Source organism: Hypnocyclicus thermotrophus, assembly GCF_004365575.1.
Lineage (GTDB): Bacteria > Fusobacteriota > Fusobacteriia > Fusobacteriales > Fusobacteriaceae > Hypnocyclicus > Hypnocyclicus thermotrophus.
This window is the reverse complement of the sequence record NZ_SOBG01000005.1, coordinates 49,542-74,638: the sequence shown is the minus strand read 5'-3', so window position 1 is coordinate 74,638 and position 25,097 is coordinate 49,542. Positions and strand designations below refer to the sequence as shown.

Here is a 25,097-nt window from a genome sequence, read left to right as displayed (position 1 = left end):
AGAAATATACAATGAAGAAAATATCATCTATTATATTATTTTTTATTTTAACCATATTAGTAAATGCAGCAGAAATAAAAGGTTTTGTAAAAGTAGAAAATCATGAAGATTATGGAGTTTTTGTTTATGTAGAAAATGAATTATTATATGATATAAGTGATCAAGAAGGGAATTTTTATATTGATAATTTAACTCTTGGAAAAGAATATACTTTAGTATTTCAAAAAGGTGATCTTCCTGATTATAAGAAAAAAGTAAAAATAGAAAAAAATGTAAATGAAGTGATTGTTGAGATACCAGATGTAAGAAAAGATATTAGATATCCGGTAGTTGGTAGAGTAAATTCAAAAATAGATAAAGATATATTTTTAGATTTTAATGATGACTCTTATGGGATAATATTAAAACCAAATGTTCAATTTAAAACATCTTTATTAGAAGGTGACTATAAAGCTAAGCTTATTCAAGAAGGAGCTTATCAAAATGGAATAAGCTTTAAAGTAGAAAAAGACAAAGTGAATAATATAGGGACATATAATATGGAGCCTATTGACTATAATACTTTGACTCTTAGATTTAATGATAAAATAAAAGATGGAGTGATACTTCTTTATAAAGATGATTATTTAGCGTATTCAAAACGTATAAAAAATGGTACAAAAAATCTTACGATAGAACCTTTAAGGTCTGGAGTTTATACAGTAAAAATAAAAGCTTATGGTAAAATGGATTTTGTAGATAATATTGAGATAAAAGGGAGTGTTATAAAGGATATACCTTTTGAAAATTTAAGTAAATTTGATAATATTTATGTAAATATATATCCGCAAAATATAGAAGCAAAAGTAAAAATATATAACGATGGAAATATTGTAGAAGAAGTACCAACTAAAGGACTTGTTATATTAGAAGCACTAGATTATAAAAAAGAATATGAAATAAGGATTAATGCTCCAAAATATAAAGAAACCATTATAAAAAGAGCAAAAGTAGGAGATAAATTAGAAGTAAATTTAAAAAGAGACGTAAAAGGAAATCTTTTAAAAGGTTATATTTATCCATTTAATAGTAATGCTACAGTAATGCTTTTAGATAAAAATAAAATTATAGCAACAACAAAAGCTGATGAGAACGGATATTATGAATTAGAAACAAAAGAAAAAGTAGAAGGTAGAAAAATTATTAGAGTAAAAGCAAATGGTTTTGAAGAAAAAACAATAATTAAAACAATAGATAAATCAATAGAAAATGAAAATTTTAATATAGAATTAGAGCCAAAAATTAGTAGATTGAGCGGAACAGTATCATTGAATAAAAAAGAAAAAATATCAAATGCACTTGTAATAATAGAAGAACTAGCTATATGGCAATCTACAAATAATAAAGGAGAATATTATTTTAAAAACATACCAGAAGGAAAATATCATATTATATTTAAAAAATTAGGTTATGAATCAAAACGAGAAGAAATAACAATATCAAAAGGTGAAGCAGTAATTAAAAATGTTGAAATAAAACCTATTGGTAAAATGATATTTAGAAGTAATATTGAAAACTATACTTTAAAAATAAATGGAAAAAGATATGCTATAAAAACTAAATTGTTTGAAAGAGTAGAAGGATTAGGATTAAAAAATATAATTGCAGAAAAACCTGGATATTTATCTGTTAGAACGCAATTAAAATTAACAGAAGCTGGTGAAATAAGAGATGTTAATATTGAATTTTTAAGCATTGAAGAACAAGACAAGATAGTAAAAGAAAAAATTCAAAAAATACGTGATTATATCGCCAACTTAGAACTTACAAAGGCAGAAGAAGTTTTATATGAACTTAGTGAAGTGAAGCAGTTAAAATCATATGAAAAAGATTACATTGATATAAAAGATGAATTAAAAAAAGCAAAAGCTACATTATTTGGAATAGATAGAAACATAAAATTTGAAATGGAAAATATTAAAAGCAATATTAATATTTCAGAGAAAAAAGATATAGGATATTTGGAGAAACAAAGATTTTTAGAAAAAGTATATAAACAAAGTATAGATAGGCTAGAAAAAATAATTTTAACTCATCCATATACAACTTATAGATATGATATTCTTATATTACAAGGGGATATTTATACAAAATTAGGGATGGTAAACAGTTCAAAAAATAGTTATGAAGAAGCGAAAAAATATATTAATAGGAGAAAATAAGGTTGGTAGAAGATAGAATTATTACAACTGATGAAATATATACTGAAAAAGAATATCAAAAAAATTTAAGACCTAAATATTTTGATGAATACATAGGTCAAGAAAAATTAAAAGAAAAAATGAATATATTTATTCAAGCTGCCAAAAATAGAGAAGAATCTATAGATCATATACTTCTTTATGGTCCACCAGGACTAGGAAAGACAACATTAGCTGGAGTGATAGCAAATGAGATGGAAGTAAACTTGAAAATAACTTCAGGTCCAGTTTTAGAAAAAGCAGGGGATTTAGCAGCAATTCTTACATCGCTAGAAGAAAATGATATTCTTTTTATCGATGAAATACATAGATTAAATACATCAGTTGAAGAAATACTTTATCCAGCTATGGAAGATAGAGAAATAGATATAGTTATAGGAAAAGGACCTTCGGCCCGTTCTATAAGAATTGAACTTCCAGATTTTACACTTATAGGGGCAACAACTAGAGCAGGACTTTTAAGCGCGCCTCTTAGAGATAGATTTGGAGTGGTTCATAGAATGGATTATTACTCTATTGAGGAATTAGAAAAAATAATTAAAAGAGGAGCTAGAATACTAAATATAGATATACTAGATGATGGGGCAAATGAAATAGCACTTCGAAGTAGAGGAACTCCTAGAATAGCAAATAGACTTTTAAAAAGAGTAAGAGATTATGCAGAAATTAAAGGTGATGGATATATAAATAAAGAAACAACACAAAAAGCATTAGAGTTATTAGGAGTAGATAAAGAGGGCTTAGATGAATTAGATAGAGAAATATTAAATGCTATTGTAAAAAATTATAATGGGGGACCAGTGGGGATAGAGACACTATCATTATTATTAGGAGAAGATAGAAGGACATTAGAAGAGGTATATGAACCGTATTTAGTAAAAATAGGATTTATAAAAAGAACAGCTCGTGGTAGAATGATAACAGAAAAAGCGTATAAACATTTAGAAAAGGAGTAATATATGAAAATAAGTACAAAAACAAGATATGGGCTTAGAGCGCTTATATATATTGCCACTCAAATAGAAGAAAATGAGAGGAAATTAGTCAGAATAAAAGAAATATCAGAAGATCAAAATTTATCAATTCAATATTTAGAACAAATATTGTTTAAATTAAAAAAAGCTAATATAATAGAAGGAAAAAGAGGACCTAATGGTGGATATAAATTAATTAAAAAAGCATCAGAAATAAACATTTTAGAAATATTTGAAATATTAGAATCAGATGTTAGAGTTGTTGTGTGTGATAAACATTCCAAAGCATGTGTAAGAGATAATTGTAAAACAATTTACTTGTGGGATAAAATGAATAAAGCGTTAACTGATATATTAAAAAATACAACTTTAAGAGAACTTATTGATAATGATATTAAGGAGTTTTAATGATAAGTATTTTTGTGGAAAAGAAGAATATAAATGGTAAAATAATAGAGATTACAAATAAAAAAGATATTAATCATTTAAAAAATTCTTTTAGATTAAAAATATCAGATATTGTAAGAGTTGTTGATGGAGAAAAAGAGTATATTACTCATATAATAGAAGTAGATAAAAAATATATATTACTTGAAATAGACGAAATAAATGAAAATCCTGAAAAATCAGATGTTTCTATAGAAATTGCGATGGGAATTATAAAAAATGATAAAATGGATTTAACAATTCAAAAATTAACTGAAATAGGAATAGATAAAATTATTCCTACTGTTTTAGAAAGAACAGTAGTAAAAATTAAAGAAAAAAAAGAAAAATGGGATATCATTGCAAAAGAAGCATTAAAACAATGCCAAGGAGTAAAATTACCAATAATAGAGGAACCTGTAAAATTGAAAAATATAAAATTTGATATGTATGATCTTATAATCATTCCTTATGAAGCGGATAAAGAACATAAGATATTAAATGTTTTAGAAAAATATAAAGGAAAAAACATACAAAATATATTATATATAATAGGTTCAGAAGGTGGTTTTTCTACAAACGAGATTAAATATTTAAAAGAATTAAATAATAGTGAAATAGCAACATTAGGAAAAAGAATACTTAGAGCTGAAACAGCAGCTATTGTAGCAGGAGGAATATTAGTAAATGAGTTTAAATAAAAAAGTTGCTTTTTATACATTAGGATGTAAAGTAAATCAATATGAAACAGAAAGTATAAAAAAGCAATTTGTAGATAATGGATATAATGTTGTTGACTTTGATGATTATGCGGATATATATGTAGTGAATTCGTGTACTGTTACAGCTATGGCAGATAAAAAAACTAGAAATATACTGAGAAGAACTAAAAAAATTAATAAAGATTCACTGCTTATAGTTACGGGGTGTTATGCACAGACAAATGCAAAAGAATTGGAAAAAATAAATGATATTGATTATATAGTAGGAAATACAGATAAAGGCGAAATTTTTAATCTTATTTCTGATACAAAAAAAATGTATATAAAAAATATATTTGATGAAAAAGATTATAAAGAATATAGTTTTACTACTTTTAGAGAGATGAATAGAGCTTATGTAAAAATACAAGATGGATGTGATAATTTTTGTTCTTATTGTAAAATTCCTTTTGCTAGAGGACACAAAAGAAGTAGACAACTAGAAAGTATAATAAAAGAGATAAAAGAATTAGCAAAAGAAGGATTTAAAGAAATAATTTTGATTGGAATAAATCTTGGTTCTTATGGAGAAGATATTGGAGATATAAGAATAGAAGATGTAATAGATGAAATAAGTAAAATAGATGGAATAGAAAGAATAAGATTAGGTTCCATTTATCCTGATAAAATCACAGATAGATTTATAAATCAGTTAAAAACAAATAATAAACTTATGCCACATCTTCATATCTCACTTCAATCTGGAGATGATGAAATATTATCTTTAATGAAAAGAAAATATGATTCAAAACTTGTAAAAAATGTCCTTTCTAAAATAAAAAAAGAGGTAAAAGATATTAAATTTACAGGAGATGTTATTGTAGGATTTCCACATGAAAAAGATAAAAATTTTGAAAACACATATAATTTAATAAAAGATATATCTTTTTCAGATTTACATATTTTTCAATATTCAGATAGAGAAAATACTTTAGCATCGACATATCAAGAAAAAGTATCAGCAGAAACAAAGAAAATACGTTCTAAAAACTTAGAGAAATTAGCTAAAGAGATGTATAAAAAAGAGAGAGAAATATATTTAAATAAAGAATTAGAAGTGTTAGTAGAAGAGATAAAAGAAGGAAAATCATACGGTTATAGTAGAAATTATTTAAAAGTAAAAATAGATGAAGAATTAGAAGTAAATCAAATTGTAAAAGTAAAAATAAATAACTTGACAAAGGGGTTGCTTTATAGTGAATATAAGAAAAAATAAATTTAAAAGAAAACAAAAAAAATATCTAATATCTCTGATAGTAATAGTATTTTTATTTTTTTCTTATAGAACTCTTAGAGTAAATTCTCAAAAAAAAGATGTTGTATGGGAGAATTATGTTTTAATAGGAAAAAGAAATCTTTTTATTGTTTATGATAAAAAGCTATCTATAATGCTTCCTATGGAAGTTTATTTAACAAAAGATATGCAATTTAAAAATTATATAAAAGAAAAGAGATATGCAGACCTTTTAAATGTATTAAATGATGTACTACCTGTAAAGTTAGAAAATTATATAGTTGTAAAAAATAATAGCGATATAAAAATAGAAACAGAACATCAAATAATAATACCTTATATAGAAAAAAATGGTAAAAAATATATACTTAATTCTGGTTTAACAGAGGTTTTTTCTAAACTTTATTATGATAAAGAAGAATTAAATTCTATAAGACCAGAAGAAATAATAGTGGATATATTAAATGCTAATGGTAAAACAGGATATGCAACTGCAACAGGTAAAAAAATACAAGAAGAGTTAGGATTTAAATATAATGCAGCAAATTATGAAGAACTTACAGAATACACGTATATAATAAATAATGGATTATCAGAAGAAACTTTAAAAAAATTATTGTTAACTATAAATGAAAAATATATAAAAGTAAAAGAAAATGCAAATTTACCTACGATAGCAAACTTAGTAATCATATTAGGGAAGGAACAAAAAAATTTATTAGATATTTATGTCATTAGAAAAGATTCTTATGATGAAAAAGTATATAAATTACTAAAAAATGAAGGATATATTACAACAAAAAGAATAAAAAAAGACATAGATATATCAGATAATATGATTGAATACAATAGTGAAGATTATTATACTGCATATAAACTATCAAAATTATTAAATATAGAAAATCTAAGAGAAAACAATGAACTTAATAATAAAATAAATATTCTACTTAAATAATGGAGGAAAAAATGGAGGAAAAAATATTAAAGATAATAGATGCTATTGAAGAAAAAAAAGGAAAAGATATATTGGTATTAGATTTTGAAGGAAAAAATAGTTTATGTGATAAAGTAGTTATAGCTACTCCTAATTCTGAAAAAAATGCTCAAGCAATAGCTGATGAAATAAATAAAAAAATGAATGAAATGGGAGAAAAAAGATTAGGAATTGAGGGCTACAAAGAAGCAAAATGGATATTAATTGATTATGATGACATAGTAATTCATCTTTTAAATAGTGAAAATAGAGAATACTATGCATTAGAACAATTATGGAGTAGCGCAAGGGAAGTTATTAGAAAATAATGAATTTAATAATAATAATTTTTTTAGTGTTTTTAGAAACTAGTGTTTATGTAGATTTTCCTTATAATGCAGTAGCTCTTAGTTATGCTGGATATATTATTTTTACAAAAGAATATTTTTCTCTACCATATCTATTTATTATAGGATTTGTTGTAGGTCTTTCAGGCTATCATGTAGAAAGACCTATTGTGTTTTTTTTATTTCTTTTTATTATTCTTCGTATTTTTTATAAATTTATTCTTTTTCAAGGAATCAATATATTTATTATTACACTTATAGAGGTGATTTTATATCTTTTATATATAAATTTTTTTGAATACAGTTTGTTAAATTTATATTCATTTGTTAAAGAGTTTTTATTTGTATATGTAATGAATTATATTTTTTATAAATTAGAATTTGAAAAAAGCTAGAATTTGAAAAAAGATGGGTGCAAAAATGAGAAAAAAGCAAAATGAAATAAAAATAAGTTTAGTAAAAAATTATAAATTTCGTTTAAATATTTTAAAAATATTTATAATTTTAGTTTATGGATTAGTACTTATAAGACTTTTTTATATGCAAGTATATAATCGTGAAGAATTTATTGAAAAGTCTAAAAAAAATAGGATAAAAATAAGAAGGATAGAAGCACCCAGAGGAAATATATATGATAGAAATGGAAAATTATTAGTAAAAAATATAGCTGGATATAGATTAGTATATTTAAATGGTAGAAGATATAATGATGAAATAGTAAAAAATATAGCGGAGTTATTAGGAATTTCAAAAGAGAGTGTGATAAAAAAAATAAAATATGGAGAAATATATACTTATACAGGAGAAAACGTACTTGAGCAAGATTTAGAAATAGAAAAAGCACATAAAATAATGGAAAAAATAAGTAAATATTCATATTTAGATGTTATTTCTTATTCGAAAAGATACTATATTTATAATGATTTGGCATCTCATGTACTTGGATATATTAAGCCTATAACAGAAAAAGAATATGAAAAATTAAAAGATAATCCAGTCTATACCAAAAGAAGCTATACTGGTAAAAAAGGAATTGAAAAACAGTATGATGAATTATTGCAAGGAAAAGATGGCTATGAATACATTGAAGTAAATGCATATAATAAAATTGTAAAAAAAATAAAAAATGCAGAAGTAAAACCAGGGAGTAATCTATATTTAAGTATAGATTATGAATTACAAAAATACATTACAGATTTTTTAGGAAATGAAAAAGCAGCATTTTTAGCAATGGAAGCTAAAACAGGAAAAATTATAACTATGGTAAGTAGTCCAGAATATTCTTTAAATATGTTTACTTCAAAATTTAGTACAAAAGACTGGAATAAGCTGATTAAAAATCCTAGCAGACCTCTTATAAATAGAATTACAGGAAGTACTTATCCACCAGGTTCAATCTTTAAACCATTAGTAGCTATGAGTTTTTTAGAACAAGGAATAGATAAAGACTATGAAATTTATGACCCAGGATATTATCAAATAGGAAAATGGAAATATAGAAGTTGGAAAAGAGGTGGACACGGTTATACTAATATGGAAAAATCTATTATTGAGTCTGTTAATACATATTATTATACAATGGGAGATAAAATAGGACATAAACCAATAATAGAAACAGCATCTAAATTTGGATTGGGGAAAAAAACAGGAATAGATTTACCAGATGAAAAAGTAGGAATACTTCCAGACAAAGAGTGGAAAAAAGTTCATTATGGTGAAGGTTGGTATAGAGGAGATACAGTAAACTTATCTATAGGTCAAGGGTATTTATTAGTGACCCCTTTACAGATGTTATTAGCCTATGATGTTTTAGCTAATAATGGAATAGGTTATAAACCACATATATTAGATAAAGTGATAGATAGTGAAGGTAAAGTGAAAAATATAGAACATGAAATTTCTATATTATATAACGGTAAAAAAGAGTATTTTGATACACTTCGAGAAGCAATGGTACAAGTTGTAGATAGTAATCATGGAACTGGAAGGAGATTGAGAAGAGATTTTGTAAAAATAGCAGCTAAAACAGGATCTGCACAAAATTCAATGTATAGTGATACACATGCATGGGCAGCAGGTTATTTTCCTGCAGATAATCCAGAAATTGTTTTCGTTTCATTTGTTGAAGGAGGGGGTTCTGGAGGAGCTATTGCAACAAAAGCAGTTAATGCTTTTATTGATAAGTATTATGAAAATAAATAAATCTGTGGGGGGGAGTTAAAAGTGTTGAAATATCTAAAAGACGGAATCTTAATAAAAATAGAAGATTATGAAAAAAATATTTTAGATCTAAAAGAAAATATAGAAAAAAACTTTTTTGATGTAGAAACAGATTTTCTTTTAGAAAGAAAAAATAAGAAATATTATAAAGATATATATAATATTTTAAATGAAAAAGGACACTTTTTGTATTTAATAAAAGATATAACACCACAGATTATATATAAAAAAGTACAAATAATTGAGAAAAAAATACATTCAGGTCAGAAAATAGAAATTGATGGAGATGTTATTTTGCTAGGAGATTTAAATATTGGAGCAGAGCTTATAGCTACAGGAAGTGTTTTTATTTTTGGGAAAGCAAAAGGATTTATTCATGCTGGCTCTAAAGGAAATAATAAAGCTATAGTAGTGGCGAATGAAATAAATTTAAATCATATAAAAATAGCGAATATTATGGCAAAATATCCTAAAATAAGAGAAGTTTCTGTACCTGAAAAAATAAGTTTAAATAATAATAAAATAGAAGTAGAAAGATTAAATGAAAATGAATTTAAAAAATTATTAGAAAAATCAGGAGAAAAAATAGAAGAGAAAAAAAGTTTTTTTAGATTTGTTTTTAATAAAAAAAGAGTGTAGCTTTATTTTGAAAGGATGTCAAAATAAAGAATTGGTAAGAAAAATATAAAATAAAATAGAAAGAGTCCGGGGGTTTTTTAATGAAAGAAACAAATAAGATAAATAAAAAGATAGAAAGAACAAAAAATAATGATAAACCTAGAAAAGAAGAAAAAGTATATATAATGCCACTTGGTGGGTTAGAAGAAGTAGGGAAAAACAGTACAATTATTCAATATAGAGATGAAATAATTGTTATAGATGCAGGAAGCAGTTTTCCAGATGAGAATTTATATGGAATAGATTTGGTAATTCCAGATTATAATTATTTAGAAAAAAATAAAGATAAAGTAAAAGGACTTGTACTTACACACGGGCATGAGGATCATATAGGAGCAATTCCGTATTTATATCAAAAAATAGATAGTACTGTTCCTATCTATGGTGGAAAATTAAGTATAGCATTAGCTATGTCAAAGTTTGATAATTTTGGCGGAATATCACATAAACCAAAAACTTATGAAATAACTAATAGAAGTGTAAAAAAAATAGGAAAATATTTTGAAGTAGAATTTATTAGAGTAACACATTCAATAGCAGATGCTTATTCTATATGTATAAATACGCCAGCTGGTAGAATAGTTCATACAGGAGATTTTAAAGTGGATTTAACACCAGTAGATAATGTAGGATTTGATTTTCAAAGACTTGCAGCTTTAGGTGAAGAAGGGGTAGATTTACTTTTAGCAGATAGTACAAATTCTGAAATACCAGGATTTACACCATCAGAAAGAAGTGTAGGTGAAGCACTTAGAAATGAATTTAGAAATGCTAAAGGAAGAATAATAGTAGCGGCATTTGCATCACATATACATAGATTGCAACAAATTGTAGATGTAGCAAAAGAAACTAATAGAAAAATAGCCATAGATGGAAGAAGTATGGTAAAAGTTTTTGAAATAGCTACAAGACTTGGATATTTAGAAGTACCTAAAGGGCTAATGGTGTCTTTAAAAAATGTAGAAAATAGAAAAGATAATGAAGTAGTTATACTTTGTACAGGGACACAAGGAGAGCCATTAGCAGCACTTTCAAGGATAGCAAAAAATATGCATAGACATATAACAATAAGAGAAGAAGATACTGTGATAATATCAGCTACACCAATTCCAGGAAATGAAAAAGCTGTTTATAGTAATATAAATAATTTACTAAAAAAAGAAGCAGAAGTAGTTTTTAAAAAAGTAGCTGGAATACATGTATCTGGTCATGGAAGTCAAGATGAATTAAAACTAATGCTTAACTTAATAAAACCTAAAAATTTTATGCCTGTCCATGGTGAATATAAAATGTTGAAAGCACATAGACAATTAGCTATAGAGTGTGGAATACCAGTAGAAAATATTATTATTACTGAAAATGGTAAAAAAATAGAGTTAACAAAAGAATACGCAAAGGAAGTAGGAAAAGTTCCGTCAGGTGATGTATTAATAGATGGACTTGGAGTAGGAGATGTAGGAAATATTGTACTTAGAGATAGACAACATTTAGCACAAGATGGAATAGTAATTGTGGTTGTAACTATTTCTAAGAAAACTGGTATGATAGTATCAGGACCTGATATAATAACAAGAGGTTTTGTTTATTCTAGAGAATCAGAAAATTTAATAAATGAAACAACAAAACTTATTAAACAAAATTTAGAAGTACATGAAAAAAATAGTGTAACAGAATGGAATATTTTAAAAGGAACAATAAAAGATACAGCAAGTAAATATTTATATGAAGAAACAAAAAGAAATCCGATAATTTTACCAATCATAATGGAGGTTTAAAAATAAATGAAATTAAACAGTAAACAAAGAAGTTTTTTAAAACAACAAGCACATGATCTAACAGCAGTCGTAAGAATAGGAAAAGATGGTTTGACAGATAATATAATAGAAAATATAGAAAATGCTATTAGAGTAAAAGAGTTAATAAAAGTAAAAGCTCTTCAAAATGCAGAACTTTCAAAACAAGAATTAAGAGAAATTGCAGAAAAAATATCTAAAAAATCAGAAATAGAAATAGTAGATATAATAGGAAAAACAATTATATTCTTTAAAGAAAATGAAAAAAAACCTGTGTATTCAGATAAAATAAAAAAAATATAAGGATGGTACAACGGGATGACGCAAGGTATAATTTTTGGGAATAAAATATTAGATGTAGCATTTTTAGCTGCTTTTTTAGCACAATTTTATAAGGTGATTAGTCCGTTTTTAAAAAAAGAAGGATTAAAATTTCATAGATTATTTGAAACAGGAGGGATGCCAAGTTCACATTCCTCTACTGTTACATCGATAGCGACTTCTATAGCTATTTTAAAAGGGTCAAATAGTATAGAGTTTGCTATTGCAACTGTTTTTGGGATTATTGTTATGTATGATGCTACAGGAATAAGAAGAGCAGCTGGTAAGCAGGCAGGGGTAATAAATAAAATAGTTAGAAATTTAAAAAATAATAACTTTGATATGAAAGAGATGGAAAATGATTTAAAAGAGTTATTAGGACATGAGCCTATTGAAGTACTAGTAGGAGCATTACTTGGAATAGCTGTTTCATTTGCAATGAAATCATATATATTGAAATAGTGGGGTTTAATAATGAATTTAGATATAAAAACACAAAATATAGAAGAACTAGAAAAATCATCACAAGAAATAAGAGAGCTTCTAATAAATGTAGTAAGTACTAATGGAGGACATCTCGGACCAAATTTAGGAGTTGTAGAATTAACGATAGCTCTTCATAAAATTTTTAATTCTCCGCAAGATAAATTTTTGTTTGATGTAGGGCATCAGAGCTATGTGCACAAAATTTTAACTGGAAGAAAAGAAAAAATAAATACAATTAGAAAAAAAAATGGGTTAACGCCATTTACAGATAGAAGAGAAAGCATACATGATCATTTTATATCGGGACATGCTGGAAATTCACTTGCAGCAGCAGCAGGAATAGCTGAAGTAAATAAAAATAATAAAATAATAGCTATTGTAGGTGATGCTTCTTTTGCAAATGGAGAAAATTTTGAAGCACTCAATAATATAGGGGGAAGAAATTTAAAAAATGTTATTATTATATTAAATGATAATGAAATGTCTATAGGAAAAAATGTAGGAGCTATTTCTAAATTATTTAAAGGAATAATGGATACCAAGTTTTATAATGATTTAAAACATGATATAGAGGGCCTAATAAGAAAAATTTATATGGGAAAAGGAATAGCTGATTTTATAAAAAAAATAGAAGGTTCATTAAAATATTTTGTGTCACCTATTAGTATAATAGAAAAATTAGGATTTAAATATTTTGGACCAATAGATGGGAATAATTTTGAAAAACTTTTACAGATACTTGAATATATAAAAACAATAGAGGGACCAGTTTTTTTACATGTAAAAACGGAAAAAGGAAAAGGATATTTGCATGCTGAAGAAAATAAAGAAAAATTTCATGGGATATCTCCTTTTGATATAAAAACAGGTGAAGTTGAAAAAAGTAATAAAAAAACTTATTCTGAAGTTTTTGGGAAAACTTTAGTAGAACTAGCTAAAAAAGATAAAGATATTATGGCAATTTCAGCAGCAATGGTAAAAGGTACAGGATTATTAGAATTTTTTAATGAATTTTCTGAAAGAGCATTTGATGTAGGAATAGCTGAAGAATATGCGGTAACTTTTTCTTCTGCACTTGCATTAGAAGGAAAAAAACCATATTTAGCATTATATTCTACATTTTTACAAAGAGGTTATGATCAATTAATTCATGATATAGCTATTCAAAATTCACCAGTAAGACTTATTATAGATAGAGCAGGAATCGTAGGAGAAGATGGAAAAACACATAATGGATTATTTGATATATCATATTTGTTAACTATACCACATATAGATATAGTAGCTCCAACAACATGTAGAGAATTAGTTGATATATTAGATTATTCTACTAATATTAATAATCCTATTGCCATAAGGATTCCAAGGGAAAAATCTTTTAATTATAAAGGAAATTCTTTTAAAGTTAGTAGAGGAAAATGGAATGAGATAAAAACAGGAGAAAAAGATCTTATTATAGCTATAGGAAGTATGTTTTATGAAATAATAAATATTTATGATGAAATAATAAAAAATAATTTAAACCCAACAATTGTATCCGCAGCTTGGATAAGACCTTTTGATAAAGAATATATTTTAGAAAATATATCTAAATATGAAAATATATTCGTATTAGAAGAAGGAATTGAAGTAACAGGATTTGGAGCTAATTTAATAAATTATTTAAATGAAAATAATATATTAAAAAAAATAAATAAAATAGGACTACCTCAAGAATTTATTGAGCATGCTAAAAGAGATGAAATATTAAAAGAACAAGGATTAAGAGGTCAAAATTTATTGAATAGAATTTTAGAAGGGAGAAAAGGTGGAAAGTAAAGCATTAGTAGATGAATTTTTACAAAATTTAGTTTTTCACCCTACAATTCAGCAACTTAAATTAGTGGATGACAAAGGGATTTCTGTAGCTGTGCATACTTATGATGTATTAAAAACTTCAATTAAAGAGATGAAAAAAAGATATAGAACAATGGAGAATGCAGCAAAAGAAATTGATATGTTTGTTATTTTAGTAGGAGTAATAATACACGATACTACAAAGGCTACTTTAAGATTAAAGAATAATGAAATTTCGCATAGTAATTTAATGAGAAATTATCCAGCACAAGTAAGAAAAGAAGCTGAAAAAATATTAAAAGAAGTAGAGAAAGCCACAAAAGTTGAGATTTTGGATGGGAAATTTGAAAAAATAGTACATATAGTTCTTTCTCATCATGGAAGGTGGGGAAAAATTGTTCCAAATAGTAGAGAAGATGATATAGTGCATTTAGCAGATAAATATTCAGCAACGTATCATAGAATAAATCCTATTGGAGCAAAAAAAATAGTAGCATTAATGAGTAAAGGGCATACTAAAAAACAAATCATTAAAATTACAGGTCAGACAGAAGGAATAATAAATGATAGATTAAAAAGAGCTAAGATATATTTAGGGCTTAAAAATAATCAAGAACTTTTAGAGTATTATTATCAAAATAAAACTGTTCCAAATGGAGATTATAGCTTTTCTAGAAGAATAAAAGAAACAGAAGCATTGTTAAAAAAAGTAGAAAAAAATGGTTTTGAAAATCTTATTTTGGATAATGAATTATTAGAATATTGTTATAAAATGAAAAATTTCAAATAAATTAGGTGGAATTAATGATAAAAGAGAGATTAGATATTTTACTAGTAAAAAAAGGTTTTTTTGATAGTAGAGAAAAAGCTAAAAGAGCTATTATGGCGGGATTAATTTTAGTTAATAATCAAAAAATTGATAAAGCGGGAACTATTATAAAATATAATGAAGAGAAAGAACCTGAAATAAGAATAAAAGGCGATGTTTGTCCTTATGTAAGTAGAGGAGGATATAAATTAGAAAAGGCAATAAAAGAGTTTAATATAGATTTTAAAGATAAAATAGTACTTGATATAGGGTCATCTACAGGTGGTTTTACTGATTGTTCATTACAAAATGGTGCAAAATACGTATATGCAGTAGATGTAGGAACAAATCAACTCGCATGGAAATTAAGAGACAATAAAAGAGTAAAATCAATTGAAAACATGCATATAAAAAATTTAACTTTAAATGATATAGATAATGAAAAAGTTGATATTTTAGTAATGGATGTATCTTTTATATCTATTACTAAAATAATTCCTAATTTAAATAAATTTATTAAAGAAAAAGGCATATTAATGGCTCTTATTAAACCACAATTTGAAGTAGGACCTGAAAATATTGAAAAAGGTGGAATAGTAAGAGATATATCAAAACATAAATTAGCTATCGAGAATGTATTAAAAATAGCCACAGAAACAGGGTTTTATTTAGTTAATATAGATGTATCTCCTATTAAAGGAACAAAAGGAAATATAGAATATATAACAAAATTCATTTATAAAGAAAAAGGAAATATAAACTTAAATATTGATGAATTGTTAGAAAAGGCAAAAAAAATTAAGGAGGAAAAAAATGCTAAATAAAAAAGGAATAATAATTTTATTAATAATCTTAATTAATAGTTTTACTTTTAGTAAAACGGAAAATAAACAAGATGTAGAGCAAAGATATGTAGAGTTAGTAATAGAATCTGTAATGAATTTAATAGATGAAAATTTTGTTTTAACATATGAAAAACAAGATAAAGTAACAAAAGAGAAACTTTTACAAGGGGCTTTAAAAGGAATGATATCAGTATTAGATGATCCACACACTACATATTTTGAAAAAAAAGAATTAGAAAGTTTTGAAGAAGATATGGAAGGTGAATTTGTTGGTGTAGGAATGGTAATAAATAAAAAACAAGATGAAGCACTTTTAGTAGTATCACCAATAGAAGATACACCTGCATTTAGAGCTGGAATAAAGCCTAAAGATAGAATATTAGAAATAAACGGAGAAAGTACTATACCTCTTACAAGTGAAGAATGTCAAAAAAAATTAAGAGGAGCTAAAGATACAACAGTTAATATAAAAATTTATAGAGAAAGTATAGATAAAACAATAGATATTACTCTTAAAAGAGATATAATAGAATTAAAGTATGTAAAAAGTAAAATGTTGGATAATAAAATAGGATATGTTAGACTTACACAATTTAGTAGCAATGTATCTAAAGATATAGAAAAATCTATAATAAATTTAAAAAAGCAAGGAATGAAAGGGCTTATATTTGATCTTAGAACAAATCCTGGTGGACAATTAGCTGAAGCAATAAAAGTAGCATCTTTATTTATAAAAGAAGGTAAGATAGTAAGTATGAAAGATGCAAAAGGAAAAGAGTATGTATATAAAAGAGAAGGAGATTATTTAGGAGATTTTCCATTAGTGATATTGATAAATGAAGGATCGGCTTCAGCAAGTGAAATAGTATCTGGTGCAATAAAAGATTATAAAAGAGGATTACTAGTAGGAGAAAAAAGTTTTGGTAAAGGTTCTGTACAAAATATATTTTATTTAGCAAATGGTGATGGAATAAAATTAACAATTGCAAAATATTTTACCCCAAATGGAGAAAGTATTCATGAAAAAGGAATAATGCCAGATGTTGAAGTAAAAGAAAAGGATGATTTTTTATTCTTTGAAGGTACATTAACAAATGTAGAAGAGAGCAGTTTAGAAGAAACAAAACATGAAATAATAGATGCTATAGGAAAATCAGAAGGTGAAGAGAAAAAGAAAGAACTTGAAGAAAAAAAAGATGAACAACTTATTATGGCAGAATCAATATTAAAAGGAATAATATTATACAATACAAAATAAATTTAAAAGATAAAAATAAAATAAGTCCTTTAATTTTTAAAGGACTTATTTTAATATTGTAGAAGGATAAATATGAATATAAAAGAAAAGTTAAGAGAGGTATAAAAATGCTTTATATAGTAGCGACACCAATTGGTAATTTAGAAGATATGACATTTCGTGCAATAAAAATTTTAAAAAAAGTAGATTATATTTTTGCAGAAGATACAAGAGTAACAAAAAAGTTGCTTAATCATTTTGAAATAGAAAATATAATATATAGATATGATGAACACAGTAAACATCATCAAATAGCTAACATTATGAATTTATTAATTGATGAAAAAGATATAGCACTTGTAACAGATGCAGGGACTCCATGTATATCTGATCCAGGATATGAAGTTGTAGAAAAAGCATTAGAAAAAGGAATAAAAGTAGTACCCATTCCTGGAGCAAGTTCGTTGACAGCAGCAAGTTCAGTATGTGGTATGAATATGAGAAGAATAGCATATGAAGGGTTTTTACCAAAGAAAAAAGGAAGACAGACATTACTGAATAAATTAAAAGAAGAAGAAAGAAATATAGTGATATTTGAATCGCCACATAGAATTGTAAAAACTTTAAAAGAAATAAAAGAGTATTTAGGAGATAGACAAGTTACTATTGCTAGAGAAATAACAAAAATTTATGAAGAAATAGTAAAAGGTAGTATAGAAGAAGTGTTAAATGTATTTGAAAGTAAGACAGTAAAAGGTGAAATAGTACTAATAGTAGAAGGACTTGAGAATTATAAAGAGAGAAAGAAAAGAGAGGAAGATTAAAAGTGTCAATGACAAAAATAAATTGGTATCCAGGGCATATGAAAAAAACAAAAGATATGATAAATGAAAATATGAAGATAATAGATATTGTATTAGAAATAGTAGATGCGAGAATACCATTAAGCAGTAAAAATCCAGATATACCAAAATTTGCAAAAAATAAAAAAAGATTACTTTTATTAAATAAATCAGATTTAGTAGAAAAAGAAGAGATAAATAGATGGAAAAAATATTTTAAAGAAAATAATATGGCAAATGAAGTACTTGAGATTAGTGCAGAAACTGGATATAATATAAAAAAAGTTTTTTCATTAATAAATGAGTTATCAAAAGAAAAAGTAGAAAAAATGAAAAAAAAAGGTTTGAGAAATGTAAATGTAAGAATAATAGTAGCAGGTATACCAAATGTAGGTAAATCAAAATTAATTAATAGAATAGTTGGGAAAAATTCTGCTGGTGTAGGAAATAAACCTGGATTTACAAAAGGGAAGCAATGGATTAGAATAAAACAAGGGGTGGAACTACTTGATACTCCAGGGATATTATGGCCTAGATTTGAAAATGAATTTGTAGGATATAGTCTTGCTATTGCAGGGGCTATAAAAGATGAAATACTTCCTATAGAAGAAGTTGCTCAAGAATTTATAAAAAGAATTAAACAATTAAATAAAGAAGGAATATTTATAGAAAAATATAGATTAGAAAAAAGTGATATTAATGAATTACCTGAAATCATATTACAAAAAGTAGCAAAAAATTTAGGAATGTTGCAAAAAGGTGAAAAACTTGATACACTTCAAGCAGCATATAAAATACTTAGAGATTATAGAGCTTGTAATTTAGGAAAATTTGTAATAGATATAGAAAATAATAATTAGAGAGGTTAGGTTATGAAAAATAAACTTGATTTAAATTTAGAACTTACACAAAAAATATTAGTAGACTTTGTAAGAGAAGAAGTACATAAATCAGGATTTAAAAAAGCAGTATTAGGACTATCAGGAGGAATAGATTCTGCATTAGTAGCTTTTATTGCAAAAGAAGCATTAGGGCCTGAAAATGTACTAGGAGTAATGATGCCTTATAAATCATCTAGTCAAAATAGTATAGACCACGCAAAATTGGTAGTAGAAAAATCAAAAATAAAAAGTGAATTAATAGAGATAACAGATATGGTAGATGCATATTTCAATAAATTTTCTGATATGAATAATATGAGAAAAGGAAATAAAATGGCAAGAGAAAGAATGACTATTCTTTATGATATGTCAGCAAGAGAAAATGCTCTTGTTTTAGGAACATCAAATAAAACGGAGTTATTATTAGGATATGGAACTCAACATGGAGATATGGCGTCAGCATTAAATCCAATAGGTGATTTATATAAAACTCAAGTTTGGGCATTATCAGAATATATGGGAGTTCCAAAAGAAGTAATAGAGAAAAAACCAAGTGCTGATCTTTGGGAAGGGCAAAGTGATGAAAATGAACTTGGATTTACATATTATGAAGCCGATAAATTACTTTATGCAATGATAGATGAAAGAAAAACATATGAAGAGTTATTAAATGAAGGATATGAGAGACCGTTTATAGAAAAATTGTATAGAAAAATTAAATTTTCTCAATACAAAAGAAAATTACCAGTAATAGCAAAAGTATCAGCTAGAACTATAGATAGAGACTTTAGATATCCTAGAGATTGGGAAATATAGAAAATTAATGAATTTAAAAAATTATAGAAGAAAAAAGTTATACGAGGAGTTAAATATATGAAGAAAATAGATTTTTTTGAAAATACTAAAATAATGGGAATATTAAATGTGACTCCTGATTCATTTTCAGATGGTGGAAAATATAATAATATAGATAAAGCTTTAATTAGAGTAGAAGAAATGATAAAAGAAGGTGCAGATATTATTGATGTAGGAGCTGAATCATCTAGACCGGGAGCAAAAGTAGTACCGTTACAAGAAGAACTTGATAGAGTAATACCTATTGTTTCTAGAATAAAAAAAGAATTTGATGTAATATTGTCTATTGATACTTATAAAAGTGAAGTAGCAAAAGAATGTCTAAAGTATAATGTAGATATAATAAATGATATTACTGGATTTAGAGATGAAAAGATGCTTGAAGTAGTTAAAGAGTATGAATGCTATTTAATCGCTATGCATATGCAAGGGACACCTCAAACAATGCAAAATAATCCTACTTATAATAATATAATAAATGACATAAAAGATGAATTTAAGACTCTCTTATTAAAATTAGATAAGTATTCGATTGAAAAAAATAGATTAATATTAGATCCAGGAATAGGATTTGGTAAGACGATAGAGCATAATCTAGAAATTTTAAAATATTTAAATAAATTTAAAGAATTTGAATTGCCGATACTTATTGGAGCTTCAAGAAAATCGTTTATTGGAAAAATTTTAGATGTAGAGACTGATGATAGACTTGAAGGAAGTCTAGCAGTGGCAGCATTATCTGTACAAAATGGAGCTAATATTTTGAGAGTACATGATGTAAAAGAAACAAAAAGAGTAGCTAAGATGATAGATGCAATAATGAAAGTATAGTTTTATAACTAAATAAGAATAATTAAGTGGTTTAGAAAAAATAAAAAAGTAAAGTAGTATTTTTATAGGGGGATTAAAATGCTTACAAAATATGAAGAAGCTTTTGCATTTTTTAATAGAAATAAAAATATTTTATATTCTGCATTATTTTTTAATTTCATAATAAGTTTTTTAGTTATAGATTTAAGGTTATCTATAATGGGATATTTTTTGTTTTTTATGTTTTCAATAGGTCTTATATCAATTGTAAAAAATGAAACAAGGCTTAGTAAAATTAATATTAAAAGAATATTTCTCTATTCTCTTATATATTACCCTAAAATATTTCAAAACTTAATTGAAGCGATACTTATTATAGTAATAAATATATCTTTATTAAGTGTATTGACTATTTTACCTATGTATGGAATAGGAATATTAAAAAATGATATATTTACATTTTTTGCAATAATATTTCTTTTATTAATAGTATTGGTCTATAGAATACCCTTAATAGTGTATTCTTTTATAACAAGTATAATAATTCCAAAAGAATTTGGGAAATATGCAATAGTAAAAATAAAAGAAATAATAAAAAGAGAAAAAGGAAGCTATAATGCACTTGTAAAACAATTATTAATTTTTTTAATGTTAAGTTATTTAATATTTATATCGAAAAATATATTAAGTAGCTATATTTTAAAATATATATTAAATTTTTTAATACTATTTTTTTTAGTAAGAAATTATTATTGGTACTATACCATTGTTAATGCAACAGGAGAATACAAAAAAATTTATGATGAAAATACTTATAATGGAATGTATAGTAGTACTTTAGGTAGATTTTTTATGTAATTTTTAGGAGGAAAATAATGTATAATAATAATCCATACAACAAAAATAATGCTTATGCACAGTATAAAAATACTCAAATTCAAACAGCAACACCAGGACAATTGATATTGCTTTTATATGAAGGTGGCGTAAAATTTTGTAAATTAGCAAAAATAAGCATTGATGAAAAAAATATAATGAATGCTAATAAATATATAATAAAAATACAAGATATAATAACAGAATTAATGGCTTCTTTGGATATGAAAAGTGGTGGAGAAATAGCTCAAAATTTATATAGTATTTATGATTATATGTTAAGTCAATTAGTAGAAGCTAATTTAAAAAAAGATAAAGAAAAAATAGATGAAGTTCAAAAATTATTAGAAGAATTAAGAGATACTTGGAAAGTAGCAGTAAAAAATACTGGTGGAGTGAAAGGTGGATTAAAAGGTGGATTTGGAAGAGCTTGATATTATAGACGAATATAAAAAACTTTATAGATTGTCTAGTGAGGAGAATAGAGAGTTAAATCAAAAAGAAATAGATGAAGAATATATAAGCCTTTTATCACAAAAGAAAATAGAAATTAAAAAAAAATTAGAAAAAATAGAATTAAAAAATTTAAATAACGAAATAAAAATAGAGCTAAAAGAGTTGATAGAGGAAATATTAGATATAGAAAATGGAAATCAAAAACTTTATAAAGAAAAAATAGGAGATATAAAAAAAGATATTATTGCTCTACATCATGAAAAAAAGCTAAAAAATACATATATGAAAACAGGGATAAATAAAAAGTAACTTGAAATAGTAAATAAAGATATAGTATAATAGTAGATGATACATGGTTTTTGAGAAAAGGAGGTGTCAACATGAAGTTAACAGGAGCTTATGGAGGAGCTGCATATAAAGATATCAAACTGAAAAATGATTATGAAAAAAGATCTGATTTATTGAAAAAAGCTAGTGCAACTAAGAATGATGAAGTTTTAGCTGGGGAGAAAAACTTCGAAATGAAAACAAATGAAATACTGAGAAAAATAAAGTATTATCAAACTGAAATATCTGTTGCACAAAATGGAAGTGGACAACTTTCTGAAATCCAAAGTAAATTAGAAGAGTTAAGAAAATTAACTAGTAAGCTAGAAGGACAAACACCATCTGTAAATTATAAAGACAAAGCAGATGCATTGCTTATAGAAGTAGAAAAAATAGCCAAGTCCTTGCAAGGAAGTAGTCAGAAAGCATTAAACGGAATTAATTTACAAACTTTAGGTCTTGATGAATTTTGGATAAGCGACAATAAGTTAGAAGTTATTGATGAAGCGATAGATGATATTTTAGCTAGAAGTTCTGAAAATAAAGAGAATATTAATAAGTTTAATAAAGAAATTAAAAAACTACAAATAGCATCAGAAAATACAATAGCTGCTTCATCTAGAATTGATAATCCAGATGAATTAAATGAAAAATTATCTGAATTAAAAGAACAAATTAATGATGAAAAAGCAATTTCAGCTCAAGCAAATGTATCTCAAGCTAGAGTAATGAATGTATTAGAAGATTAATTTTATAAAAAAAGAGGCATTTTAAAATGCCTCTTTTTTTATTTCTTTTTAAGTATTTCAATAGGATTTATAGCAATAACTCCTTTGTCAGTTCTTTTTCTTAATTCGTATTCAAATGTATCATTAAATATAGCAATAGTAGTATTCACATCTCTAATATAATCACCTTTTTTATATTTTAATTCTGTTAGATGAGAATAAATAGAAATATATCCATTGTTGTGATAAATAAAAATAGCTTTTCCAAGATTAGAATTTTCTCCAGAATATATAACCATTCCAGGCGCTGAAGCACTTATTTTATTTTCTGAACTAGCAATTTCAATAGATTTTTTACCGTTTTTATCAAAATTTCTAGTTATTTTAAAATTAGATAACGGATAAAATAAATTAGTAGAATTATTTATTGTGTAATCTTTTGATAAAGTAGTATTTATATTATCTTTTTTTATATTTTCTTTTTCTTTTTTTATATTTTTAGAAGTTATAATTTTTGTATTTGAATTTTTAATTTTTTTATCTAAAATATAATAATCTGTTCCATCATCAAAAAGAATAGTTAAATCTTTATATCCTTTATCAGTACCAAAATCAAAAGTTTTATTGTATTGATTTACAGAGCTACAAGATATAAATATTAATGAAAATAGAACAAAATAAACTTTTTTCATGCTAAAACCCCTTTTATTGTAGAATTAATCTATATTAAGTATATCATAAAATAAAAATATTTCAAATTATACTTAAAATGTAGTATAATAATTATAAAATTTGATTTAAAAATAAAATTGTTATTGTGAAAAAAAATATTAAAATAGATTTAAAATTGTAATAATTATAGAATATACGTAACATTTTTTATTAGACATAATAGTTCATAAATTTTTTATAATATAAGGAGGAAATATGTTATTCAATTTATCAGTAATAATATTGGTAGCTATGTTATTTTCATCATTATTTCAAAAGATTAAATTACCACCATTACTTGGAATGATATTAACCGGAGTTTTATTGGGACCTTTTTCAAGAGATTTTTTTATGAATAATGGATTTGAAAGTTTAAAATTTTTATTTATATCAGATAAAATTTTGGATATATCATCAGAACTTCGAACAGCAGCACTTATAGTTATACTTATTAGAGCAGGGCTTGGAATAAATAGAGAGGTACTCAATAAAATTGGTGTTCCTGCACTTAAAATGTCATTTATTCCATGTATATTAGAAGGAACATTTATTATATTTGCAGCGCATTATATTTTGGGATTTTCTTTTATACTATCAGGTGTATTAGCATTTATAATAGCAGCAGTATCACCAGCAGTTATTGTACCAGAAATGCTTAATTTAAAAGAAGGAGGATATGGAAAGAAAAAAGAGATACCTACATTAATATTAGCTGGAGCATCGATAGATGATGTATTTGCAATTACGTTATTTAGTTCTTTTTTAGGAATGGCACTTGGAAAAAATGTAAATGTAATAAAATCTATTTTTAATATTCCAATTAGTATAATTTTAGGGATTATTATAGGAATTATTCTAGGATATTTATTATTAAAATTATTTAAAAAATTTCATATGAGAGATACTAAAAAAGTATTAGTATTTATGATGGTAGCAATTATGTTTCATCATATAGAAGAATTAAAAATTATACCACTTGCTAGTTTATTGGGAATAATGGCAATAGGGTTTATAATTTTAGAAAAAAATGATGATTTAGCTAAAAGAATGGCTTTAAAATTTAATAAAGTATGGGTATTAGCGGAAATATTGTTATTCGTACTTATAGGAGCAGCAGTAAATATAAATCTTATATTTAAATCAGGATTTTTAGGATTAATAGTAATAGCAATAGGGTTAATAGGTAGAACAATAGCAGTGTATATATCATTAGCGGGTTCAAAATTAAACAATAAAGAAAAATTATTTTGTGCAATAGCGTATTTACCAAAAGCAACAGTACAAGCAGCAATAGGAGGTATACCATATGCTATGGGAGTACCAAATGGTGATATTATGTTAGCAATAGCAGTATTATCAATAGTAGTTACAGCACCGTTAGGCGCAATAGGGATTAGACTATCAAAAGATAGTTTATTAGAAATAAACTAAA

At 25.2% G+C, this 25,097-nt stretch carries 27 protein-coding genes; 26 read left to right on the top strand and 1 reads right to left on the bottom strand.

Translation table 11 applies throughout. The annotated features are described in order from the left end of the window. Positions 1-11: 11 nt before the first annotated feature. The 25 genes from EV215_RS06465 (at position 12) to EV215_RS06345 (ending at position 22,975) form a co-directional block, all read left to right on the top strand. Positions 12-2,201, top strand: coding sequence for a carboxypeptidase-like regulatory domain-containing protein (locus EV215_RS06465; RefSeq protein ID WP_134113184.1), 2,190 nt, complete (start codon positions 12-14; stop codon positions 2,199-2,201). A 2-nt stretch (positions 2,202-2,203) separates the two neighbouring features. Then, the gene (gene ruvB, locus EV215_RS06460; protein ID WP_134113183.1) at positions 2,204-3,196 is read left to right on the top strand and encodes a Holliday junction branch migration DNA helicase RuvB; all 993 of its coding nucleotides are present in this window, start codon (positions 2,204-2,206) and stop codon (positions 3,194-3,196) included. 3 nt (positions 3,197-3,199) lie between these two features. Beyond that, positions 3,200-3,622 (top strand): RrF2 family transcriptional regulator, encoded by a 423-nt coding sequence (locus EV215_RS06455; RefSeq protein ID WP_134113182.1) that lies wholly within the window; start codon positions 3,200-3,202, stop codon positions 3,620-3,622. Beyond that, on the top strand, positions 3,622-4,341 hold the full coding sequence (locus EV215_RS06450; RefSeq protein WP_134113181.1) for an RsmE family RNA methyltransferase: 720 nt from the start codon (positions 3,622-3,624) through the stop codon (positions 4,339-4,341). The genes EV215_RS06455 and EV215_RS06450 overlap by 1 nt, the downstream gene beginning before the upstream one ends. Further along, entirely contained in the window at positions 4,328-5,617 is a 1,290-nt protein-coding gene (gene mtaB, locus EV215_RS06445; protein ID WP_134113180.1) for a tRNA (N(6)-L-threonylcarbamoyladenosine(37)-C(2))-methylthiotransferase MtaB, read from the top strand. The genes EV215_RS06450 and mtaB overlap by 14 nt, the downstream gene beginning before the upstream one ends. Continuing rightward, positions 5,598-6,590, top strand: coding sequence for a LytR C-terminal domain-containing protein (locus EV215_RS06440; protein ID WP_134113179.1), 993 nt, complete (start codon positions 5,598-5,600; stop codon positions 6,588-6,590). The genes mtaB and EV215_RS06440 overlap by 20 nt, the downstream gene beginning before the upstream one ends. A gap of 11 nt (positions 6,591-6,601) precedes the next feature. Then, entirely contained in the window at positions 6,602-6,937 is a 336-nt protein-coding gene (rsfS, locus tag EV215_RS06435; RefSeq protein ID WP_134113178.1) for a ribosome silencing factor, read from the top strand. Then, a complete protein-coding gene (locus tag EV215_RS06430; RefSeq protein WP_134113177.1) occupies positions 6,937-7,350 on the top strand; it encodes a hypothetical protein in 414 nt (137 codons plus the stop codon). The genes rsfS and EV215_RS06430 overlap by 1 nt, the downstream gene beginning before the upstream one ends. 25 nt (positions 7,351-7,375) lie before the next feature. Beyond that, positions 7,376-9,157 carry a penicillin-binding protein 2 gene (mrdA, locus tag EV215_RS06425; protein ID WP_134113176.1) on the top strand — a complete coding sequence of 594 codons (1,782 nt, stop codon included), beginning with the start codon at positions 7,376-7,378 and terminating at the stop codon, positions 9,155-9,157. A gap of 21 nt (positions 9,158-9,178) precedes the next feature. Then, a complete protein-coding gene (locus EV215_RS06420) occupies positions 9,179-9,814 on the top strand; it encodes a septum site-determining protein MinC (protein WP_166667366.1) in 636 nt (211 codons plus the stop codon). A gap of 80 nt (positions 9,815-9,894) precedes the next feature. Beyond that, positions 9,895-11,628 carry a ribonuclease J gene (locus tag EV215_RS06415; RefSeq protein ID WP_134113174.1) on the top strand — a complete coding sequence of 578 codons (1,734 nt, stop codon included), beginning with the start codon at positions 9,895-9,897 and terminating at the stop codon, positions 11,626-11,628. Between the two features lie 6 nt (positions 11,629-11,634). Beyond that, positions 11,635-11,949, top strand: a complete 315-nt coding sequence (yhbY, locus tag EV215_RS06410; RefSeq protein ID WP_134113173.1) for a ribosome assembly RNA-binding protein YhbY — start codon at positions 11,635-11,637, stop codon at positions 11,947-11,949. 15 nt (positions 11,950-11,964) lie between these two features. After that, positions 11,965-12,429, top strand: a complete 465-nt coding sequence (locus EV215_RS06405) for a divergent PAP2 family protein (RefSeq protein WP_134113172.1) — start codon at positions 11,965-11,967, stop codon at positions 12,427-12,429. Positions 12,430-12,441: 12 nt separating this feature from the next. Further along, entirely contained in the window at positions 12,442-14,271 is a 1,830-nt protein-coding gene (gene dxs, locus EV215_RS06400) for a 1-deoxy-D-xylulose-5-phosphate synthase (protein WP_134113171.1), read from the top strand. After that, positions 14,261-15,079 carry an HD domain-containing protein gene (locus tag EV215_RS06395; RefSeq protein ID WP_134113170.1) on the top strand — a complete coding sequence of 273 codons (819 nt, stop codon included), beginning with the start codon at positions 14,261-14,263 and terminating at the stop codon, positions 15,077-15,079. The genes dxs and EV215_RS06395 overlap by 11 nt, the downstream gene beginning before the upstream one ends. A 14-nt stretch (positions 15,080-15,093) precedes the next feature. Next, complete coding sequence (locus tag EV215_RS06390) at positions 15,094-15,921, top strand: TlyA family RNA methyltransferase (protein ID WP_208320354.1); 828 nt, start codon at positions 15,094-15,096, stop codon at positions 15,919-15,921. Continuing rightward, positions 15,911-17,200 carry a S41 family peptidase gene (locus tag EV215_RS06385; RefSeq protein ID WP_134113169.1) on the top strand — a complete coding sequence of 430 codons (1,290 nt, stop codon included), beginning with the start codon at positions 15,911-15,913 and terminating at the stop codon, positions 17,198-17,200. The genes EV215_RS06390 and EV215_RS06385 overlap by 11 nt, the downstream gene beginning before the upstream one ends. A gap of 107 nt (positions 17,201-17,307) precedes the next feature. Continuing rightward, on the top strand, positions 17,308-18,003 hold the full coding sequence (gene rsmI / locus EV215_RS06380; RefSeq protein WP_134113168.1) for a 16S rRNA (cytidine(1402)-2'-O)-methyltransferase: 696 nt from the start codon (positions 17,308-17,310) through the stop codon (positions 18,001-18,003). 2 nt (positions 18,004-18,005) lie between these two features. Then, on the top strand, positions 18,006-18,881 hold the full coding sequence (gene ylqF / locus EV215_RS06375) for a ribosome biogenesis GTPase YlqF (protein ID WP_134113167.1): 876 nt from the start codon (positions 18,006-18,008) through the stop codon (positions 18,879-18,881). A 12-nt stretch (positions 18,882-18,893) separates the two neighbouring features. After that, positions 18,894-19,718 (top strand): NAD+ synthase, encoded by an 825-nt coding sequence (locus EV215_RS06370; protein WP_134113166.1) that lies wholly within the window; start codon positions 18,894-18,896, stop codon positions 19,716-19,718. A gap of 57 nt (positions 19,719-19,775) precedes the next feature. Next, complete coding sequence (gene folP / locus EV215_RS06365) at positions 19,776-20,588, top strand: dihydropteroate synthase (protein ID WP_134113165.1); 813 nt, start codon at positions 19,776-19,778, stop codon at positions 20,586-20,588. Positions 20,589-20,666: 78 nt separating this feature from the next. After that, positions 20,667-21,425, top strand: a complete 759-nt coding sequence (locus EV215_RS06360; RefSeq protein WP_134113164.1) for a hypothetical protein — start codon at positions 20,667-20,669, stop codon at positions 21,423-21,425. A gap of 17 nt (positions 21,426-21,442) precedes the next feature. Further along, positions 21,443-21,877, top strand: coding sequence for a flagellar export chaperone FliS (gene fliS / locus EV215_RS06355; RefSeq protein ID WP_134113163.1), 435 nt, complete (start codon positions 21,443-21,445; stop codon positions 21,875-21,877). Beyond that, entirely contained in the window at positions 21,858-22,208 is a 351-nt protein-coding gene (locus tag EV215_RS06350) for a hypothetical protein (RefSeq protein WP_134113162.1), read from the top strand. The genes fliS and EV215_RS06350 overlap by 20 nt, the downstream gene beginning before the upstream one ends. 71 nt (positions 22,209-22,279) lie before the next feature. Beyond that, entirely contained in the window at positions 22,280-22,975 is a 696-nt protein-coding gene (locus tag EV215_RS06345) for a flagellin family protein (protein ID WP_134113161.1), read from the top strand. A 38-nt stretch (positions 22,976-23,013) separates the two neighbouring features. Here the strand turns inward: EV215_RS06345 and EV215_RS06340 are convergent, their stop codons facing one another. Then, entirely contained in the window at positions 23,014-23,646 is a 633-nt protein-coding gene (locus tag EV215_RS06340) for a M23 family metallopeptidase (protein WP_134113160.1), read from the bottom strand. 235 nt (positions 23,647-23,881) lie between these two features. Between EV215_RS06340 and EV215_RS06335 the strand changes: the two genes are divergently transcribed. After that, positions 23,882-25,096 carry a cation:proton antiporter domain-containing protein gene (locus EV215_RS06335; RefSeq protein ID WP_134113159.1) on the top strand — a complete coding sequence of 405 codons (1,215 nt, stop codon included), beginning with the start codon at positions 23,882-23,884 and terminating at the stop codon, positions 25,094-25,096. The last annotated feature ends 1 nt before the right edge of the window (position 25,097 follow it).

Bases quoted from the DNA above. Each gene is read 5' to 3' on its own strand.
- EV215_RS06465 (WP_134113184.1), top strand. From the start codon at position 12: ATGAAGAAAATATCATCTATTATATTATTTTTTATTTTAACCATATTA.
- EV215_RS06455 (WP_134113182.1), top strand. From the start codon at position 3,200: ATGAAAATAAGTACAAAAACAAGATATGGGCTTAGAGCGCTTATATAT.
- EV215_RS06450 (WP_134113181.1), top strand. From the start codon at position 3,622: ATGATAAGTATTTTTGTGGAAAAGAAGAATATAAATGGTAAAATAATA.
- mtaB (WP_134113180.1), top strand. From the start codon at position 4,328: ATGAGTTTAAATAAAAAAGTTGCTTTTTATACATTAGGATGTAAAGTA.
- rsfS (WP_134113178.1), top strand. From the start codon at position 6,602: ATGGAGGAAAAAATATTAAAGATAATAGATGCTATTGAAGAAAAAAAA.
- EV215_RS06430 (WP_134113177.1), top strand. From the start codon at position 6,937: ATGAATTTAATAATAATAATTTTTTTAGTGTTTTTAGAAACTAGTGTT.
- mrdA (WP_134113176.1), top strand. From the start codon at position 7,376: ATGAGAAAAAAGCAAAATGAAATAAAAATAAGTTTAGTAAAAAATTAT.
- EV215_RS06415 (WP_134113174.1), top strand. From the start codon at position 9,895: ATGAAAGAAACAAATAAGATAAATAAAAAGATAGAAAGAACAAAAAAT.
- yhbY (WP_134113173.1), top strand. From the start codon at position 11,635: ATGAAATTAAACAGTAAACAAAGAAGTTTTTTAAAACAACAAGCACAT.
- EV215_RS06405 (WP_134113172.1), top strand. From the start codon at position 11,965: ATGACGCAAGGTATAATTTTTGGGAATAAAATATTAGATGTAGCATTT.
- dxs (WP_134113171.1), top strand. From the start codon at position 12,442: ATGAATTTAGATATAAAAACACAAAATATAGAAGAACTAGAAAAATCA.
- EV215_RS06390 (WP_208320354.1), top strand. From the start codon at position 15,094: ATGATAAAAGAGAGATTAGATATTTTACTAGTAAAAAAAGGTTTTTTT.
- EV215_RS06385 (WP_134113169.1), top strand. From the start codon at position 15,911: ATGCTAAATAAAAAAGGAATAATAATTTTATTAATAATCTTAATTAAT.
- rsmI (WP_134113168.1), top strand. From the start codon at position 17,308: ATGCTTTATATAGTAGCGACACCAATTGGTAATTTAGAAGATATGACA.
- EV215_RS06370 (WP_134113166.1), top strand. From the start codon at position 18,894: ATGAAAAATAAACTTGATTTAAATTTAGAACTTACACAAAAAATATTA.
- folP (WP_134113165.1), top strand. From the start codon at position 19,776: ATGAAGAAAATAGATTTTTTTGAAAATACTAAAATAATGGGAATATTA.
- EV215_RS06360 (WP_134113164.1), top strand. From the start codon at position 20,667: ATGCTTACAAAATATGAAGAAGCTTTTGCATTTTTTAATAGAAATAAA.
- fliS (WP_134113163.1), top strand. From the start codon at position 21,443: ATGTATAATAATAATCCATACAACAAAAATAATGCTTATGCACAGTAT.
- EV215_RS06345 (WP_134113161.1), top strand. From the start codon at position 22,280: ATGAAGTTAACAGGAGCTTATGGAGGAGCTGCATATAAAGATATCAAA.
- EV215_RS06340 (WP_134113160.1), bottom strand. From the start codon at position 23,646: ATGAAAAAAGTTTATTTTGTTCTATTTTCATTAATATTTATATCTTGT.
- EV215_RS06335 (WP_134113159.1), top strand. From the start codon at position 23,882: ATGTTATTCAATTTATCAGTAATAATATTGGTAGCTATGTTATTTTCA.